Origin of the sequence: Azospirillum agricola, assembly GCF_020005195.1 — a bacterium.
Lineage (GTDB): Bacteria > Pseudomonadota > Alphaproteobacteria > Azospirillales > Azospirillaceae > Azospirillum > Azospirillum agricola.
This window is the reverse complement of the sequence record NZ_JAIFZR010000004.1, coordinates 273,038-289,299: the sequence shown is the minus strand read 5'-3', so window position 1 is coordinate 289,299 and position 16,262 is coordinate 273,038. Positions and strand designations below refer to the sequence as shown.

The 16,262-nt window shown below is 68.4% G+C and carries 17 protein-coding genes; 8 read left to right on the top strand and 9 right to left on the bottom strand.

Going from position 1 to position 16,262, the window contains the following annotated elements; translation table 11 throughout:
* The first annotated feature begins 95 nt into the window (after positions 1-95).
* Positions 96-881 (top strand): class I SAM-dependent methyltransferase, encoded by a 786-nt coding sequence (locus JN22_RS10280; RefSeq protein ID WP_085553846.1) that lies wholly within the window; start codon positions 96-98, stop codon positions 879-881.
* Here the strand turns inward: JN22_RS10280 and JN22_RS10275 are convergent.
* The 3 genes from JN22_RS10275 to JN22_RS10265 form a co-directional block, all read right to left on the bottom strand.
* A complete protein-coding gene (locus JN22_RS10275; RefSeq protein ID WP_085553845.1) occupies positions 839-1,243 on the bottom strand; it encodes a GtrA family protein in 405 nt (134 codons plus the stop codon). The genes JN22_RS10280 and JN22_RS10275 overlap by 43 nt on opposite strands.
* Before the next feature lie 26 nt (positions 1,244-1,269).
* Entirely contained in the window at positions 1,270-2,916 is a 1,647-nt protein-coding gene (locus tag JN22_RS10270) for an AMP-binding protein (protein ID WP_085553844.1), read from the bottom strand.
* 352 nt (positions 2,917-3,268) lie between these two features.
* Positions 3,269-3,802 (bottom strand): hypothetical protein, encoded by a 534-nt coding sequence (locus JN22_RS10265; protein WP_085553843.1) that lies wholly within the window; start codon positions 3,800-3,802, stop codon positions 3,269-3,271.
* 724 nt (positions 3,803-4,526) lie between these two features.
* Here JN22_RS10265 and JN22_RS10260 point away from each other — a divergent pair.
* Positions 4,527-5,315: a response regulator gene (locus tag JN22_RS10260; protein ID WP_085553842.1), complete on the top strand. Its 789-nt coding sequence runs from the start codon at positions 4,527-4,529 to the stop codon at positions 5,313-5,315.
* Between the two features lie 75 nt (positions 5,316-5,390).
* Here the strand turns inward: JN22_RS10260 and purU are convergent, their stop codons facing one another.
* Complete coding sequence (gene purU, locus JN22_RS10255) at positions 5,391-6,257, bottom strand: formyltetrahydrofolate deformylase (protein ID WP_085553841.1); 867 nt, start codon at positions 6,255-6,257, stop codon at positions 5,391-5,393.
* Positions 6,258-6,454: 197 nt separating this feature from the next.
* Between purU and JN22_RS10250 the strand changes: the two genes are divergently transcribed.
* A complete protein-coding gene (locus JN22_RS10250) occupies positions 6,455-6,841 on the top strand; it encodes a hypothetical protein (RefSeq protein WP_085553840.1) in 387 nt (128 codons plus the stop codon).
* A gap of 153 nt (positions 6,842-6,994) precedes the next feature.
* Here JN22_RS10250 and JN22_RS10245 read toward each other — a convergent pair whose 3' ends face one another.
* Entirely contained in the window at positions 6,995-7,162 is a 168-nt protein-coding gene (locus JN22_RS10245) for a hypothetical protein (RefSeq protein WP_179166113.1), read from the bottom strand.
* Between the two features lie 288 nt (positions 7,163-7,450).
* On the opposite strand from JN22_RS10245, the gene JN22_RS10240 reads away from it, so the two are divergent.
* The 3 genes from JN22_RS10240 to JN22_RS10230 all read left to right on the top strand — a co-directional run bounded on the left by JN22_RS10240 (position 7,451) and on the right by JN22_RS10230 (position 10,464).
* Positions 7,451-8,260, top strand: a complete 810-nt coding sequence (locus JN22_RS10240; RefSeq protein WP_223677660.1) for an N-acetylmuramoyl-L-alanine amidase family protein — start codon at positions 7,451-7,453, stop codon at positions 8,258-8,260.
* Positions 8,261-8,468: 208 nt separating this feature from the next.
* Positions 8,469-9,089: a BON domain-containing protein gene (locus tag JN22_RS10235; protein WP_223677659.1), complete on the top strand. Its 621-nt coding sequence runs from the start codon at positions 8,469-8,471 to the stop codon at positions 9,087-9,089.
* A 19-nt stretch (positions 9,090-9,108) separates the two neighbouring features.
* Positions 9,109-10,464 carry a tetratricopeptide repeat protein gene (locus JN22_RS10230; protein ID WP_085553837.1) on the top strand — a complete coding sequence of 452 codons (1,356 nt, stop codon included), beginning with the start codon at positions 9,109-9,111 and terminating at the stop codon, positions 10,462-10,464.
* 64 nt (positions 10,465-10,528) lie between these two features.
* Here JN22_RS10230 and JN22_RS10225 read toward each other — a convergent pair whose 3' ends face one another.
* A complete protein-coding gene (locus JN22_RS10225) occupies positions 10,529-10,891 on the bottom strand; it encodes a hypothetical protein (RefSeq protein WP_085553836.1) in 363 nt (120 codons plus the stop codon).
* A gap of 329 nt (positions 10,892-11,220) precedes the next feature.
* On the opposite strand from JN22_RS10225, the gene JN22_RS10220 reads away from it, so the two are divergent.
* Positions 11,221-12,432 (top strand): LysR family transcriptional regulator, encoded by a 1,212-nt coding sequence (locus JN22_RS10220; RefSeq protein ID WP_085553835.1) that lies wholly within the window; start codon positions 11,221-11,223, stop codon positions 12,430-12,432.
* Between the two features lie 182 nt (positions 12,433-12,614).
* Positions 12,615-13,562, top strand: coding sequence for a Gfo/Idh/MocA family oxidoreductase (locus JN22_RS10215; protein WP_085553834.1), 948 nt, complete (start codon positions 12,615-12,617; stop codon positions 13,560-13,562).
* A gap of 333 nt (positions 13,563-13,895) precedes the next feature.
* On the opposite strand, the gene JN22_RS10210 is transcribed toward JN22_RS10215, so the two are convergent.
* From JN22_RS10210 to JN22_RS10200, 3 genes are read right to left on the bottom strand one after another with little or no spacing between them, the layout of a single operon-like run.
* Positions 13,896-14,735, bottom strand: coding sequence for a class III extradiol dioxygenase family protein (locus JN22_RS10210; RefSeq protein ID WP_085553833.1), 840 nt, complete (start codon positions 14,733-14,735; stop codon positions 13,896-13,898).
* 1 nt (position 14,736) lies between these two features.
* Entirely contained in the window at positions 14,737-15,096 is a 360-nt protein-coding gene (locus JN22_RS10205; protein WP_223677658.1) for a protocatechuate 4,5-dioxygenase subunit alpha, read from the bottom strand.
* 52 nt (positions 15,097-15,148) lie between these two features.
* Entirely contained in the window at positions 15,149-16,024 is an 876-nt protein-coding gene (locus tag JN22_RS10200) for an amidohydrolase family protein (protein WP_085553832.1), read from the bottom strand.
* Positions 16,025-16,262: the final 238 nt, after the last annotated feature.

Genomic DNA, 16,262 nt, shown 5'->3' with positions numbered 1-16,262 from the left:
CTTCCCCAGTGTTTCGTTGCGCGGTGGACCGGCACGTTTCGATGGCGCACCGCCGGCCGCGGGCAACCACCATTCCGGGGAGGGGCAGCGCACCGATGGACTCCGCTCGAACGGCCTCCCCGACCGCCCCGCCCTCCGCCGCCGATCGCTGGGTCGAGTTCTGGAACCGGCCACACAGCATCTACGCCAACCGGCGCCATCTCGAGGCTCATTTCGCCCGCATCGGGCAGGATGTGGCGGAGCATCTGCCGTCAGGCGGCACCGTGCTGGATTTCGGTTGCGGCGACGCGCTGGCGGCCGACGCGATGGCCGAACGCTGCGGCTGCCTCCTTCTCTTCGACGCCTCGCCGGCTGTCCGCGCCCGGCTGACCGAGCGCTTTTCCGGCAACCCGCGCGTCCGCATCCTCGACGAGCGCGGCCTGGCCGCGCTGCCGCCGGGAAGCGTCGATCTGCTGCTGGTCGTCTCGGTTCTCCAGTACATTCCGGAACCGGATCTGCCGATACTGCTGGCGTGCTGGCGCAAGCTCCTGTCCCCCGGCGGCAGGGCGCTGATCGCCGACGTGGTCGATCCCGGCACCCCGATGTTGGCCGACGTCGCCAGCCAGTTACGGATGGGCTGGGAGCATGGATTCCTGACCGCGTCGCTGGTGGCGCTGCTGCGGCTGACCCTTTCCGACTACCGGCAGGTCCGCCGCGAGGCCGGGTTCGCCACCTACACCCCCGACGAGGTTCTGGAGCGGCTTGAACACGCCGGCCTGCATGGCATCCGCCTGCCCCGCAACATCGGCCCGACGCCGCACCGGCGCAGCTTCATCGCCCACCCACGAACCCGGACGCCTCAGGACGCCGAGGAGCCGGCTCCGGCGCTGAACGTCCAATAGCGGTTCGCGGCGAAGCTCCACAGCATCACCAACCCGGTCGCCGTCACCTGGGCCAGCAGGTAATGCAGGGACACGCCATGCACCAGCGCCCACATGATGGCGCTGTTCAGGCCCAGCCCGACAGCGGCGACCGCGACGAACTTCGCGGCCGTCGGACCATGGTCCTGCTCGCTGCGGAACACATGCCCGTAGTTCAGAAGATAGCTGACCACGCCGCCGACGAGGAAACCGGCGGCCGAGGCCGGCACCGGCGCAACCCTGAACAGTTCGGCCAGCGCGACCAGCGTCCCGTAATGGACCACCGCCGCCACGCCCCCGACCAGGGCGAACAGCAGGAACTGGCGAAGCGGCCCGTCAGCCATGGACGCCGCCACCGACCGCGCCCGGCTCAGTCGTCCTCACCATGCTCCCATTCGCGGCGGCGCAGCTTGAAGCGCTGGACCTTGCCGGTCTCGGTGCGCGGCAACTCGTCGAGGAACTCGACCGCGCGCGGGTACTTGTAGGGGGCGATATGGTCCTTGACGTAGGTTTGCAACAGTTCGGCCAGCCGGTCGTCCGGCCGCATTCCCTCGCGGATGACCACGAACGCCTTGGGGATGGTGCCGCGCACCGGGTCGGGAGCGGCGATGACCGCGCATTCCTGCACCGCCTCGTGCTCCATCAGGATGTTCTCGACCTCCAGCCCGGAGATCTTGTAGCCGGCCGACACGATCAGGTCGTCGGTGCGGGCGTGATACCAGAAGAAGCCGTCCTCATCGACGTGGAAGGCGTCGCCGGTCAGGTTCCAGCCATGCTGGACGTAATTCTCCTGACGCGGGTCGTCGAGATACAGGCAGCCCGTGGCGCCGCGCACCGCCAGCCGCCCGACCTGGCCCGGCGGCACCGGCTGGAACTGCTCGTCCACCACCATCGCCTCGTAGCCGGGGACCGGCTTTCCGGTAGAGCCGGGCCGGACGTTGCCCGGCACCGCGTGCAGCACGGCGTTCAGCAATTCGGTCGTGCCGAGGCTGTCGAGGATCTCCTGCCCGGTCATCGCCCGCCAGCCCTCGAAGGTGGTCAGCGGCAGCGGCTCCCCGGCGGACACGCAGAGCCGCAGGCTGCGCAGCCCCTCGGCCAGCGCCGGCTCCTGCTCCAGATGGGCGATCATGCCGCGGTAGACGGTCGGCACGGTGAAGAGCACGGTCGCCTTGTGGCGGGTCGCCGCCTCCAGCAGCCGGTCGTGGGTTCCGCGCTCCAGCAGCACCACCGAGGCGCCGATGCGCAACGGGAACAGCAGCAGCCCGCCAAGCCCGTAGGCGAAGGCCAGCGTCGGCGAACCGCAGAAGACGTCGTCCGCCGTCGTGCCCAGCACCGAACGCGGCGACAGGTCGGCGATGGCGAGCAGATGCCGGTGCGGATGCGCCGCCGCCTTCGGCGTCCCGGTGGTGCCGGACGTAAAGGCGATCAACGCCACGTCGTCGTTGGCGGTGTCGGCGGCCTCGAAGCCGGCCGGCTTGCCGGCGATGCGGTGCTCCAGCTCGCCACCCTGGAGACCGTCGAGGAAGCCGACCACCCGCATCGACGGCGGGGCCGCCTCCTCCAGGTCGTGGAGGGCGCGGACGTCGCACAGCGCCATGTCGATGGAGGCGCGGGCCAGCACGTCGGCCAGCTCGGGCGCCCGCAGCAGCGGCATGGTCGGCACCAGCACGGCGCCGGCCTTGATCACCGCCAGCCAGCAGGCCGCCAGCATCGGACTGTTCGGCCCGCGCAGCAGCACGCGGTTGCCGGGCACGATGCCGTAATCCTCGGTGAGCACCCGCGCGATGCGGTCGACCGTGTCGCGGACCCGGCCATAGCTCCACACCGTGCCGGCGCCGTCGATCAGGCAGGGACGCTCGTCCCATCCGCGCGCGCGCCAGCCGTCGAGCAGGGCGGAGGCGGCGTTGAGCCGTTCGGGATAGGCCAGCTCGGGACGGTCGAGAAGGAAATCGGGGCGTTTCGAGGGCGCCGGCAGCCGGTCGCGGGTGAAGCTGTCGAGATGCCCGGTACGTCCCATGCGTCTACCGCCCTCCCCCGAATGCTCGACGGGTGCGGCGAGGTCGGCGTGATCGGTGGCGGGACAAGGCCGCCACGCGCCATCTTCCTGCGCAACCAGCCCCACGGCCGGTGCGAAGGCGCATGCCTTCATGGATTTGCTCCAACTCCCCCCGCGGTGGACGCGCGCACGCGGCCCCGTCTTTTCTTAGAGACCCCACTATAATGCAGGGCGGAGGCCAGGAGCCATGCAACGACCGAATGGTGGGTGCACCATCAATCGCCATTCGCGCCGGGCGTCTACGGCCGGAGATGGGCTTCCGGCGCGCGCGCCGCCGGCTCTCACAGCCCCCTTCAGCCCCTCTCGGCCCCTCTCAGCCGTTGCTGAGATAGAGGTCGATCTCGCCCTGCTCCATCACATGGGCGGTGCCATGGATGATGCCGTTGGCGACCTGGATGATGCGGTGGATCATCGCGACGGAAATCTGGCAGTCGGCCCGCAGCTTGTCCGGGTCGCCGCCCTGGATGTCGGTGGAGACCCGCTCCAGCGTGTGGGCGATCACCTGATGGGCCTGGGCGATGGTGTCCTCGAAAGGCCGGCGGAATTTCGACGGGACATGCCCATAAGCCTCGATGGCGAGGTCCCGGTCGGAAAAGCCACTGTCGCGGAAATGCTCGGCGTAGCTCTTGGGCTGCCAGATCAGGCACTCCTCCAGCATGTCCGGCATGTCCGGAACCATCTCGATCAGCATCACGATTTCGTTGAAGTGATTGAGGTAGTCGGTGGCGAGCAGCGTCTTGTCGGAAATGTTGGTGCCCCGCACGCGGTCGCGCCACCGGCTGTAATCGGCCAGCTCATCCGGCGGCACGCCGTCGGTCAGCGACCGGTCGAACTCTTGGTCTTCCATGCGTGAATCCGGACCCGCTGCGGCAACCGAAAAGGGTGCGGCATCCGACCGCAACCCCCATCCCTGAGATGACGTTGTGTCGATGTCATTAACTTCCGCTTAAGCGGCTTGCAAGCGCCGCTGTGTGAAAGAACCGGCAAAAAAAAGCGCCGCCCACGCGCTCCGGCGGGACGGGGGCGTGCGGCGGCGGGCAGGATGCGGCGGTTCGGGGAGGAATCACACCGTTGCATCGCTCAACACTCCCTTGCGCGGAGGGTTCCCGGCGCTCCCGGCCCGGCTATCCCCGAGGGCATCAAAAGCGGGACAAGAAAAAACGCGCCGGCCCGGGGGAAGGTGCCGGCGCGTCCAAGGATCGGGAACACTCGCCTCGCCCTCTCACAGCCGGAGCCGGAGGGCAATGTCAGAGTATGGCGCTAAGTCTTTCAGAACGGTTAAAGTCCGTTGGGCGTTTTCGCGAGGCAGGGAGAGCACTTATCCCTTTCGAGCTAAACGGGCGCATGTCCATTCGTCCGGCGGCCTAGCCATGAATGGGTAATTCTTTGCAGGTATCTCGAATAAATCTTTCGGGTTCACTCCCGTTTGGCCGTGGGCTGCGCCATATGAACTTGACCGCCGCGCTCCCGGACAGGGCACTCTCTTGTGAGCCGAGAGCTCGGCGGGCCGATTGGGGACCACCGCAAGACGCCCGGCAGAACGCGCCGCAAGTCAAGGCACGGGGAGAGAGATGGAGCAGTACACCGGCCACTTCATGCAGCATTTGCCTTACCTGCGTCGCTACGCCCGCGCGCTGACAGGCACCAGCGGCCGTGGCGACGCCTTGGTGACGCGGACCCTGGAATGGTACCTGGAAGCCCAGGGGGCCGCGGATCTGTCGCGCGGCGCCCTCTACCGTCACCTGAACCAGTTGCAGGACGAAGGCGCCGTTCCGCCGTCCGTCGCTCCCTACCACCCGGTGGAGTCGGCGCTGATGGCGTTGGACGAAACCGACCGGCGCCTGTATCTGCTGGTCAATCTGGAGGATCTGCCGGTCGCCGACGCCGCCGCCGTGCTGGGGCTGCCGCCGGAGGACGCGGTCCATCGCCTGACCCACGCCCGCGACCGGGTGCGCGCCCGCCTGACCGCGACGATCCTGATCGTCGAGGACGACGCCATCATCGCCTATGATCTGGCCGAGACGGTGCGCGGCATGGGCCACATCGTCTGCGGCAACGCCGCGACGATGGACGAGGCGCTGACGCTGGCGGCGGAGCACCGCCCGACGCTGGCGCTGATGGACATCCGGCTGGCCGACGGCGACAACGGGCTGGAGGTGGCGCGCGAGCTGCGGGCCCAGCGCTTCCTGCCGGTGATCTTCGTGACCGCCTTCCCGGACGACCTCGCCAAGCATGGGCTGGAGCATCTGGGGCCGGTGATTCCGAAACCCTTCACCCGCGACCAGATCGAGCAGGCAATCACCCGCGCGGTCTTCATGCCGCAGCCGGAGGACGCCCGCGAAACCGCCCAGCCACACTGAGCCGGAAACGGAAAGGGCGGCCCGGACCAAGGCCCGCGCCGCCCTTCGCGATTCGGAAGGCTCAGGGCGCCGCGGTCAGCGGAAGACCACCGTCTTGTTGCCGTTCAGCAGCACCCGATGCTCGACGTGGTAGCGGACGGCGCGCGCCAGCACGACGTTCTCGATGTCACGCCCCATGGCCACGAGGTCGTCGGGCGCCATCGTGTGGTCGACGCGCTCGGCCTCCTGCTCGATGATCGGTCCCTCGTCGAGGTTCGAGGTCACGTAATGGGCCGTCGCCCCGATCAGCTTCACGCCGCGCGCGTGCGCTTGGTGGTACGGCTTGGCGCCCTTGAAGCTGGGCAGGAAGCTGTGGTGGATGTTGATGACCCGCCCGGCCATCCGCTCGCACAGCGCGCCGGACAGCACCTGCATGTAGCGGGCGAGCACGACCAGATCGATCCGCTCCTCCTCGACAAGTTCCAGCAGCCGGGCCTCCTGCTGCGCCTTGTTCTCGGGGCCGACGGGGATGTGGTGGAACGGAATGTTGTGCCACGCCGCCAGTTGATAGAAGTCGCGGTGGTTGGAGACGATCGCCGGGATCTCGATCGGCAGGTAGCCGGTGCGGTAGCGGTACAGCAGGTCGTTCAGGCAGTGGCCGAACTTCGACACCATGATCAGCACGCGCTGGCGCCGGCCGGCGTCGTGCAGCTTCCACGTCATGGAGAAGCGGTCGGCGACATGGGCGGCGAAATCGGCCTGGAGCGACGCCTGCGACGGGCCGCCGGCACCGGCGGTGAAATGGATGCGCAGGAAGAACAGGCCCGACACCCGGTCGCCGAACTGGGCGCTGTCGACGATGTTGCAGCTCCGTTCCGCCAGGAAACCGGACACCGCATAGACGATGCCGACCGCGTCGGGGCAGGAAATGGTCAGGATGTAATCGGAGCCGGTCTCGGACATCGCGCGTCTACCAGTGCGGGCAACGGAAAAGGGGAAGCCTGCGTATCATGAACCGCGCTGCGTTGCACCCGCTCGATTGCGGCGGCACCCTTGCACGGATGCGGCAACGGGCTTTCGGTCCTCTGGCGTCGCACGGGAGGCGGTGCCACAATCACCCGGACAGGCGGCCACACCGGCCGCGCGCAACGGAGCGTCCCATGGCGTCGCGCGGAAAAGTCGTTGGAGAGTTCAACAAGGGCAAGGTGGACAAGCTTCTGCCGCCGGAGGCCGTCGACATCGGCGCCCGCCACCGCATCCGGCGCTTCCTGGAAAACATGGACGCCGCGATCCTGGAGGCCAATTGCGAGGTCATCGGGCGCGAACTGCCCAACCTGAACCGCGACACCTTCCTGCGCATGGCGGTGCGGGTGGCCGAACTGCGCGCCGATTATCTTCGCGCCGGCATCAAGGCCGCGGACAGCCGCCATCCCGATGCGGCGGCGGTCGCCGAGCTTGCCCGGCTGCGCGCCGCCTACGAGGAGATGCAATCGGTTTACGAGGCGGCGGAGCGGGTCATCGAGCGGGGCTACGTCAAGCTCGGGTGACGGTCCAGCTCCATCGCCGGTCCCCTTTCCAGCCTATCGCGGGAGAAGGGGGAGTAGGAAAACAGGCGTAATCATTTTTCTTCCAGAGAGCGTAAGGCTCCCTGGAAGCAGGGCCGGATGTTCCGAAGCGGATTCGGGGGCGGGCGCCCGGCTTCAGACGTCCCGGAAATGCTCCAGTTCGCGGCGCAGGCTGCTCACCTCCTGCCGCAGGCCGATCAGGCGTCCGACGTCGGGCGTGGAGCAGCGCTCCTCCTTCTCCAGCTCGTCCTCGACCTCGCGCTGCTCTTGCCGGATGATGTTGAACAAGGCTTTCCTCAACATCGTTACCTCCCGAGCTTGTCTCTAAAATTTTAGCGCTTTCCGACTCCATCTTCAAGCAACTGTTCACCTGTGTCGAATCATCATAGGGTCAACCCCGGAGGTATGACGAAGCGCACATCAATATTCGAAGGCGGTAACCTTGCGTCACTTGAAAACACTTTTTCGCACACCCACTGGTTAACGGCTCGCCAGAACCGGCCAAGCTCACGGCAGGGGTCGCCCGCAACACGCAATGTTATGAAACCGGTGTGTGGAATCATGGATCGCAGACGGCTTTTGAGATTGGCCTTGACGTTGCCGCTGGCGGTTCCGTCCCCCTTCACCACCCCGCCGGCGCTGGCCGCCCCCGATCCCGTTCCCCTCCCTGGCCGCAAGCCCCCCGCGAAACCCGGCGGCGCTGGACCGGCCCGGCGGCCGCGCCTGGTCATGCTCGATCCCGGCCATGGCGGCGCCGACCCCGGCGCCATCGGCACCCGCGGCACCCAGGAGAAGGAGGTCACGCTCGACATCGCGCGCGAGGTGGCCCGCCTGTTGGGCGAGCGCCACCGCGTCACCGCCCGCCTGACCCGCGGCGACGACCGCTTCCTGGCGCTGGAGGAGCGCGTGGCGATCACCCGCAAGGCCGACGCCGACCTCCTGGTGTCGATCCACGCCGACAGCGCCCCCAACCCGCAGGCGCGCGGCCTGTCGGCCTACACGCTGTCCGACAAGGCGTCGGACGCCTTCGCCTCGCGGCTGGCGCAGCGCGAGAACCAGGCCGACCGCTTCGCCGGACCGGACTGGAAGGGAGCGACCAAGGTGGTGAAGGACATCCTGCTCGATTTGACCGCCCGCCACACCCGCAACGCCTCGCTGATCGCCCGCCAGACGCTGGTGCGGGGGGCCGGCAAGGATCTGCGCCTGCTCGACAACCCGATGCGCTCCGCCAACTTCGCGGTGCTGAAGGCGCCCGACGTCCCTTCCGTGCTGGTCGAGACCGGCTTCCTGTCCAACCCCCGCGACGAGGAGATCCTGCGCGACGCCAAGGCCCGCCGCGTCATCGCCAACGTGCTGGCGCGCGAAATCGCCACCGTGCTGACGCTGCGCGGTTTCGCCTGATCCGAGGCCCGATCCCGGCCCCACCCTGCCCCGCGCGTTCCTTCGCAAGCGCAGCGAGTGCAACATCCGTGCATCACTGACGGACAAATCGACGATGACCCGCAAGACTTCCAAGAATCCCCATTGCCAACCCCCGCCGGCCGTGACTTTTTCCGGCCGCCCGCCACGTCGGCGGCCCGGCGGACGCGCCGGAGAGGGGAGGCATGCTGTGACGGGTCCGAGCCGCCATTCGACGTTCCGGCCGGCGCTTGCGACGTTGACGCTGGTCAGCCTGACGCTGGCCGCCGCCATGGCGCTGCCCGGCTGCGCGCCGCTGGTGATCGGCGGGGCCGGCGCCACCGCCGCCGTGGCGTCGGAGCATCGCGGGCTGAAGGGCTTCGCCAGCGACACCCAGATCCGGGCCAGCATCAACCATCTCTGGCTCCAGCATTCTCTGGAGATGACCAACCGCATCGGCCTGTCCATCAACCAGGGCCGCGTGCTGCTGACCGGCCGCGCGACCGACGCGCAGATGCGGCTGGACGCCGTCCGGCTTGCCTGGCAGGCCGAGGGCGTGCGGGAGGTCATCAACGAGATCCAGATCGACAACGGCGCCGGCATCGTCGACAACGCCCGCGACACCTGGATTTCGACCCAACTGCGCACCAGGATTACCTTCGATGGCGACGTTCATAGCCAGAACTACAGCATCGATACCGTCGACGGGGTTGTCTATCTGATGGGTGTCGCCACCACGCAGGCCGAGCTGGACACGGTGATCCAGCACGCCCGCTCGGTCGCCAACGTCCAGCGCGTCGTCAACTACGTCCGCCTTCTCACCAGCCCCTAAAGATCGAAGCCGCATCGCCATGGCCCCCGCCTTCGCCCGCGTGACCGCGTACGCCCGCACCGCCAGCCTCCTCGCCGCCCTGTTCCTGGCGGTGGCGGCGCTGGCCGGCCCCGCCATGGCGCAGGATCCGGGGCCGGCGAACCGCCTGTTCGTGCAGGCGATGCAGCTCATCCGGCAGGCCGACAACACCTACGACGTCGCCGAGGAATCGCGCCTCCTGAAGGAGGCCGACAAGCTGTTCAACGAGATCGTCACCAAGTTCCCGGACAGCCCGCTGGCGGTGCAGCTCGTCACCAACCAGTTCGTCGGCGACTTCGATTTCTACGAGTTCCGCTCGCGCATCCGCGCCATGGTCTGCAACGAGCCGCTGACCAGCCTGTGCTCCCTGCACCGCATCGGCGAGATGCTGCCGCCGGTGGAGACCCCGATCTCCGCCGCGCGCTGGGACTGGCTGTCCCTGGCCGTCGCCTACCACCAGATCGGCGACCCCGGCCGCGCCAAGGAGATCGTCGCCCCCTTCGTCAGCGCCGTGCGGCGCGGCGGCATCACCGACAGCTCCGGCCAGGATCTGTTCGTCGCCCGCGCGCTGGCCCTGATGGGGCAGACCCAGCTCGCGCTCGACATCACCCGGCAGATCGCCGACTGCTCGACCCGCATCTACAACCTCGCCGACATCGCCAAGGCCGCCGCCTGGCGCGGCGACGCCGGGCTCGCCAGCGCGCTGGCCGAGGAGGCCAAGACCTACGCCACCACCCGCAACTGCTCGTGGGAGCTCGGGCTGGTCTCGCAGGCGCTGCTGCGCGCCGGCAAGGAGGCGCAGGCCCGCACCCTGTTCCTCAACACGGTCGAGACCCAGTTCTCCAAGTTCAAGGAGACGCGCGGCGACTGCTGCCCGCCGGAGCTGGCGGTCGCGGCGGCGGAGATGGGCGACGCTCCCCTGGCGCTCAACCTGCTGCGCACCGTGCAGGACGAGAATCCCTGGACCATCCCGGCGGTGCTGGGACGGCTGGCCCGCCGCGGCGAGACCGTTGCCGCGCTGTCCTACGCCGAGCAGGTTTCGGACATCGACACGCGCGGCGAGGCCCTGGCCGAGCTGATCGATGCGGCGCACAAACGCAACGACTCCGCCGGCGCCAACGACCTGCTGCGCCGCCTGAACAAGCTGGTCGACGAGGCCGCCGGCCGCCGGCCCGGCCTGCTGGCCCAGCGCGCCAAGGCGGAGAAGATCGTCTACAACGACGACCGCTGGCGCCGCTCCTTCCAGCAGGCGATCAACGCGGCGGAGAAGTCGAGCAACTTCGTCCGGCGCGACATCGGCGCCCCGCTGCTGGCCGCCCTGGTCCGCATCGAAACCGGCCTGCCGATGCTGGACTGAAAGCGGGGATGACGCCCGACAGGGAGAGGCCGCCCGACCGGGAGGCCTCTCCCCACCCGGAAAATCACGAATCTTCGGCGAGGCCCGGTTCCGGCGCCTTGGCCGACACCACCCGGTACCACGCCGCGTAGGGCGTCGTCCGCACCATGCGCCGGTTGAGGTCGGGCGCGCCGTCGGACCACCACACCGGCCCGCGTTCGCCGAGCGCACGCTTGGCATGGTCGACCGCCGTGTGCGCGGTCGCTTCGGCGTCGCGATCGGACGTGCGGCGCGCCGCCGCGACCGCCCGGCGCGCGTCCATCAGGCCGGCGACCAGTCTCTCACGCTCCGCCTCGGGCAACGCAGGGTTGGCCGTCCGCCACAGCCGCCCCCGGACCACAATGTAGCGGCCGTCCGGAGTGACGAGAGGCGGGCGCTTGGCTGGCACGGATCGGCTCGCGCGTGATGGTTCGGAAAGGCCTCAGATAGTTGAGGGCGCCGGTTTGTCGAGCCCTTCCCACCCCCGCCCTGGACGGCGGTGCCATTGCGGGCGCCTGCCGGCATGAGGCGGGTGAAAAACCCCGAACGATCCGCCCCAATCCGGAAACCAGGAAGGATGCTATTGATTCCGTTGGTCGTCCCGTCATAGCCCGGCCTTCCCCCGCACGGCTGGAAGCCGCCATAAAGCGCTGATTTGTCGCAGAGAATGTGTGACAGTGCGGGATTAAAATCCAGCTATAGCCGTGCACGGAACGGCGCTGGCTCTACGGCGGATCGATGACCGACCTTCCCAACATCCGCCACCTCCGCGCCTTCCGGGAGGTTGCGCGGCAGCGCAGCATCAGCCAGGCGGCGGAGCGGGTACACCTGTCGCAGCCGGCCATCACCCAGGCCATCGCCAAGCTGGAGGCCCAACTCGGCACCGCGCTGTTCGAGCGCCGCTTCGACGGCATGCCGACCACCACGGCCGGAGCCCTGTTCCTAGACCGGGTGGAGCGCATGCTGGAGGGCCTGCGCAGCGGCGCCCGCGAGGCGGTCCGTGTCGGCGACCGCAAGGCGGCGCGCGGCTTCGCCGATTTCGACCAGCTCCTCACCGCCGCCCAACTCCGCGCCCTGGTCGCCATCGCCAACGCCGGAAACTTCAGCCTCGCCGCCCGCGCGGTGAACATCGCCCAACCCTCCATCCACCGCGCCGCCCGCGACCTGGAGCGGCTGTCGGGGCTGTCGCTGTTCACCCGCTCGGCGGCCGGAATCACCCTGACCGCCGCCGCCAAGGCGCTGGTCCAGCATGTGAAGCTCGCCATCGCCGAACTGGAGCAGGGCTTCGCCGAGCTAGCCGACCATCTCGGCACCGACCAGAGCCGCATCGTCGTCGGCAGCATGCCGCTGGCCCGCACCCACATCCTGCCGACGGCCATCAACGCGCTGGCCGCCGAACGGCCGGAGGTCCGCATCCAGGTCGTCGACGGTCCTTACGACGACCTGCTGCACGGGCTGCGGCACGGCGAGATCGATGTGCTGATCGGCGCGCTGCGCGACCCGGTGCCGATCGACGACGTGGTGCAGGAAACCCTGTTCACCGACCCCTTGGCCGTCGTCGTCCGCGCCTTCCACCCGCTGACCCGTCGGGCGGTGACTCCCGACGATCTGGCCGCCGGCCGCTGGGTGGTGCCGCGTCCCGGCACGCCGACCCGCAAGCACTTCGACGCGCTGTTCGCCGAGCGGGGTCTTCCCCTGCCCGCCGGGATCGTCGAGGCCAGCTCGCTGCAACTGATCCGCGGTCTGCTGCTGGGCAGCGACGCGCTGACGCTGATCTCGCTCCACCAGATCCGGCACGAGCGCAACCTCGGCCTGCTGGTGCCGCTGCCGGTCGAGCTGCCGGGCGGCGAGCGGCCGATCGGCCTGACCCTGCGGCGCGGCTGGCGCCCGACGGCGACGCAGGACCGCTTCCTGTCCTGCCTGCGCGACGCCGGAAAGCAGGCCCGCTAGCACAAGGCTCGAACACAAAATGAATAACGCTCCCTGTCATTCAATTTCAATGCGGGCTGATTGTTTGCTACCCGATGAGTCATGAGCAGCGGCGACGGAACAGGGCGGCCAGGGAAAGCTCCACCCAGCGGGAGCGGGCTGCCGGCCGAACGCCGGGTCTTTCATCTTCCGGGAGCATCAGCATGAAAATCTGCGTGGCCGGCGCCGCCGGCGCCTTCGGCGTCAAGCATCTCGACGCCATCGCCGCCATCGACGGGATCGAAGTGGTCTCGGTCGTCGGCGGCGGCCCGGACGACATCGAGGGCTTCGCCAAGCAGCGCGGCATCCCGCACTGGACCAAGGATCTGTCCGAGAGCCTGGAGCGGCCGGAGGTCGAGGCGGTCATCCTGGCGACCCCCACCCCGGTCCACGCCTCCCAGGCGATCCAGTGCCTGGAGGCCGGCAAGCATGTGCTGGTCGAAATCCCGATGGCCGACAGCCTCGCCGACGCCGAGCGGCTGGTCGAGGTCCAGAAGCGGAGCGGTCTGGTGGCGATGGCCGGCCATACCCGCCGCTTCAACCCGAGCCACCAGTGGATCCGCCAGCGCATCCAGGCCGGCGAGCTGACGATCCAGCAGATGGACGTGCAAACCTACTTCTTCCGCCGCACCAACATGAACGCGCTGGGCCAGCCGCGCACCTGGACCGACCATCTGCTGTGGCACCACGCCTGCCACACGGTCGACCTGTTCCAGTACCAGACCGGCGAGGTGGCGAGCCGCGCCCACGCGCTCCAGGGGCCGCCGCACCCCGAGCTGGGCATCGCCATGGACATGAGCATCGGCCTGAAGGTGCCGTCCGGCGCCCTCTGCACCCTGTCGCTGTCCTTCAACAACAAGGGACCGCTCGGCACCTTCTTCCGCTACATCTGCGACAACGGCACCTACATCGCCCGCTACGACGACCTCTACGACGGCAACGAGCAGAAGATCGACCTCAGCGGCGTCACCGTGTCGAACAACGGCATCGAGCTGATCGACCGCGAGTTCTTCGCCGCCATCCGCGAGGGACGCGAACCGAACGCCAGCGTCGCCCAATGCCTGCCGGCGATGCGCACGCTCGACCGGCTGGAGAAGGCGCTGGCCGACTGACGTCGCCTTTCACCGGCGCGCCTGTGGAAGGAGCCTCTCGCCTCACCCGTCATGCCCGGCCTTGTGCCGGGCACCCACGGCCGCAAGTCATGCGAGGCTGATTGGACGTGGATGACCGGGGCAAGCCCGGTCGCGGCGAACAGGGAGACATGCCGCCGCGCGAGAAGACACTCGGAAATTTTGCTGAAAGCTTGCCGAACATTTTACGACGCCTGGCGCAAACGCCATCGGGGCGCCGCTGCATCGACAGCAGCGGCGCCCCGATGGCGCTTCGGCGAAACGAAGAGCCGCCCCTCCCCCGCATGGATGCGAGGGAAAGGCGGCAGCCAATCGTCACGCGCTTTCCAGAACCAGCAAGCCGGCCCCGGTGTTGGAGATCGGAATGTGGTAGTTGCTGTGGACCTTCGACACCTTCTCCCCCAAGGCCCCGCGCATGATCAGCCACAGGATCAGCTCGGCCCCCTGGGCTCCGGCGAGCCGCACCAGATCATGGATGGAGTAGCGCGCCAGAGCCTCCGGCTCGTCGACGATCTTCTCCAGGCACATCAGGTCGAACTCCTTGTTGATGAAGCCCGCCCGCTCGCCGTCGAGCTGGTGCGACAGGCCGCCGGTGCCGAGCACGACGACCTTCTTGTCCTTGCCGTAGGACTCCACCGCCCGGCCGATCGCCTGCCCCAGCTTGAAGCAGCGGGCCGGGCTCGGCAGCGGGTGCTGCACCGTGTTGACCGCCACCGGGATGGTCTTGACGGTCATCTTCGAGCGGTCCGGCCACAGCAGCGACATCGGCACCGTGAAGCCGTGGTCGACCGCCATCTCCTGGCAGGAGCAGATGTCGAACTCGTCGCCCACCAGCGATTCGATGATGTGCCAGGACAGCTCCGGGTCGCCCTCGTAGGGCGGCAGCGGCTGGAGCCCCCAGCCCTCGTCCTTGTTCGTGTACTCGAAGGCGGCGCCGACCGAGAAGGTCGGCATCTTGTCGAGGAAGAAGTTCAGCCCGTGGTCGTTGTAGACCACGATGGCGACGTCCGGCTTGACCTGGTCCAGCCATTCGCGGACCGCCGGATAACCGTCGAAGAACGGCTTCCAGTAAGGGTCCTCGAACAGCTCCTTGGCGATGGCGTTGCCGATCGCGGGGATGTGGGAGGTGGTGACGCCACCGACGATCTTCGCCATGTCAGTGCCCCGCCGCCTGGAGTTTCGCCTTGAATTCCTCGACCGTCAGGCCGGTCTGCTGCGCGCCGACGTCCTGGACGTTCAGCCCGAGCATGCCGACGAACTTGGCGAGGTAGTAGATGTTGCCGCCGGCGGCCAGCAGGTCGAGCGCGTTGCGCGCCTTGATCGCCGCCCGCTGCGCGTCGTTCAGCCCGTACTTGGTGCAGTAGGCGTCCTCGTCGGCGAGGAACTCGGCCCGGCTGGCCGCCTCGTTGAAGGAGTAGCACATCTTGTTCAGGGCATAGCCGCGCATCGCCATCGTGCCGTCGAAGATGGTGGTGCCGGGAATCGGGTCCCGTGTCGGGGAGGGTTGCATGGGCATGGGCGCTTCCTCTTTCGGACTTTTCTTGTGGCCGTGGTTCTGCGGTTGCGGGTCAGCTCCAGTAGAGCCGCATCGGGTTGTCCACCAGCAGCGCCTTCTGCTTGGCGGCGTCGGTGGCGATGTGGGGGATGACGTCGACCAGCGCGCCATCGTCGGGCATGTGGGTCGTCATGTTCGGGTGCGGCCAGTCGGTGCCCCACAGCACGCGGTCGGTGAAGCGGTCGACCAGCCGGCGGGCGAAGGGCACGACGTCGGCGTAGTTGGTCGCCGGGCCGTCGACGCTGAGGCGCTCGGGACAGCTGACCTTCGACCAGACGTTCGGGTTGTCCGCCATCAGGTCGACGAAGCGCTGGAAGTCCGGGTGATCGACGCCCTTGGCGATGTCGGGACGGCCCATATGATCGACCACGATGGTGGTCGGCAGCTGGCGCAGGAAGGGGATCAGCCCCTCCAGGTCCGGCGCCTCGAAATAGACGACGATGTGCCAGCCGAGCGGCGCGATGCGGTCGGCGATGCCGAGATAGACCTCCTTCGGCGTGGCGTCGACCAGACGCTTGACGAAGTTGAAGCGGACGCCGCGCACCCCGGCCTCGTGCATGTCGTGCAGTTCGGCGTCGCTGACCGACGGCCCGACCGAGGCGACGCCGCGCGCCAGCCCGTTCGACGCCTTCAGCGCGTCGACCAGCGCCCGGTTGTCCTTGCCGTGGCAGGTCGCCTGGACGATGACGTTGCGCTCGAATCCCAGGAAGTCGCGCAGCGCGAACAGTTTTTCCTTGGGCGCGTCGCAGGGGGTGTATTTGCGCTCCGGCGCGTAGGGGAAGACGTCGCCCGGCCCGAAGACGTGACAATGGGCGTCCACCGCTCCCGGCGGCGGCGCGTAGGCCGGCTTGCGCGGGCTTGGATGGAAGGGCATGTAGTTGGCGTCCATCGGACAGACCTCTTCGAAAGCAATGCGCGTCGCGCTGCGCCGGGGCCCTGGCGCCGGCGGTGGACCCGCCATGGATGAGAGCACTCTCAATCACCGGCGGCGATGATTTGTGTCACCCCCATCATCGCCAAAGCCGCCCCCATTGCCATTTGGAAGCCCGACGCGGCTATTGGCTTTTGCTATAGACCGCCGCGCCGCCGGCCCCGGCCGCGTCCGGCGGTCGGTTTTTCTCGACGGC

Bases quoted from the DNA above. Each gene is read 5' to 3' on its own strand.
- JN22_RS10280 (WP_085553846.1), top strand. From the start codon at position 96: ATGGACTCCGCTCGAACGGCCTCCCCGACCGCCCCGCCCTCCGCCGCC.
- JN22_RS10275 (WP_085553845.1), bottom strand. From the start codon at position 1,243: ATGGCTGACGGGCCGCTTCGCCAGTTCCTGCTGTTCGCCCTGGTCGGG.
- JN22_RS10270 (WP_085553844.1), bottom strand. From the start codon at position 2,916: ATGGGACGTACCGGGCATCTCGACAGCTTCACCCGCGACCGGCTGCCG.
- JN22_RS10265 (WP_085553843.1), bottom strand. From the start codon at position 3,802: ATGGAAGACCAAGAGTTCGACCGGTCGCTGACCGACGGCGTGCCGCCG.
- JN22_RS10260 (WP_085553842.1), top strand. From the start codon at position 4,527: ATGGAGCAGTACACCGGCCACTTCATGCAGCATTTGCCTTACCTGCGT.
- purU (WP_085553841.1), bottom strand. From the start codon at position 6,257: ATGTCCGAGACCGGCTCCGATTACATCCTGACCATTTCCTGCCCCGAC.
- JN22_RS10250 (WP_085553840.1), top strand. From the start codon at position 6,455: ATGGCGTCGCGCGGAAAAGTCGTTGGAGAGTTCAACAAGGGCAAGGTG.
- JN22_RS10245 (WP_179166113.1), bottom strand. From the start codon at position 7,162: ATGTTGAGGAAAGCCTTGTTCAACATCATCCGGCAAGAGCAGCGCGAG.
- JN22_RS10230 (WP_085553837.1), top strand. From the start codon at position 9,109: ATGGCCCCCGCCTTCGCCCGCGTGACCGCGTACGCCCGCACCGCCAGC.
- JN22_RS10220 (WP_085553835.1), top strand. From the start codon at position 11,221: ATGACCGACCTTCCCAACATCCGCCACCTCCGCGCCTTCCGGGAGGTT.
- JN22_RS10215 (WP_085553834.1), top strand. From the start codon at position 12,615: ATGAAAATCTGCGTGGCCGGCGCCGCCGGCGCCTTCGGCGTCAAGCAT.
- JN22_RS10210 (WP_085553833.1), bottom strand. From the start codon at position 14,735: ATGGCGAAGATCGTCGGTGGCGTCACCACCTCCCACATCCCCGCGATC.
- JN22_RS10205 (WP_223677658.1), bottom strand. From the start codon at position 15,096: ATGCCCATGCAACCCTCCCCGACACGGGACCCGATTCCCGGCACCACC.
- JN22_RS10200 (WP_085553832.1), bottom strand. From the start codon at position 16,024: ATGGACGCCAACTACATGCCCTTCCATCCAAGCCCGCGCAAGCCGGCC.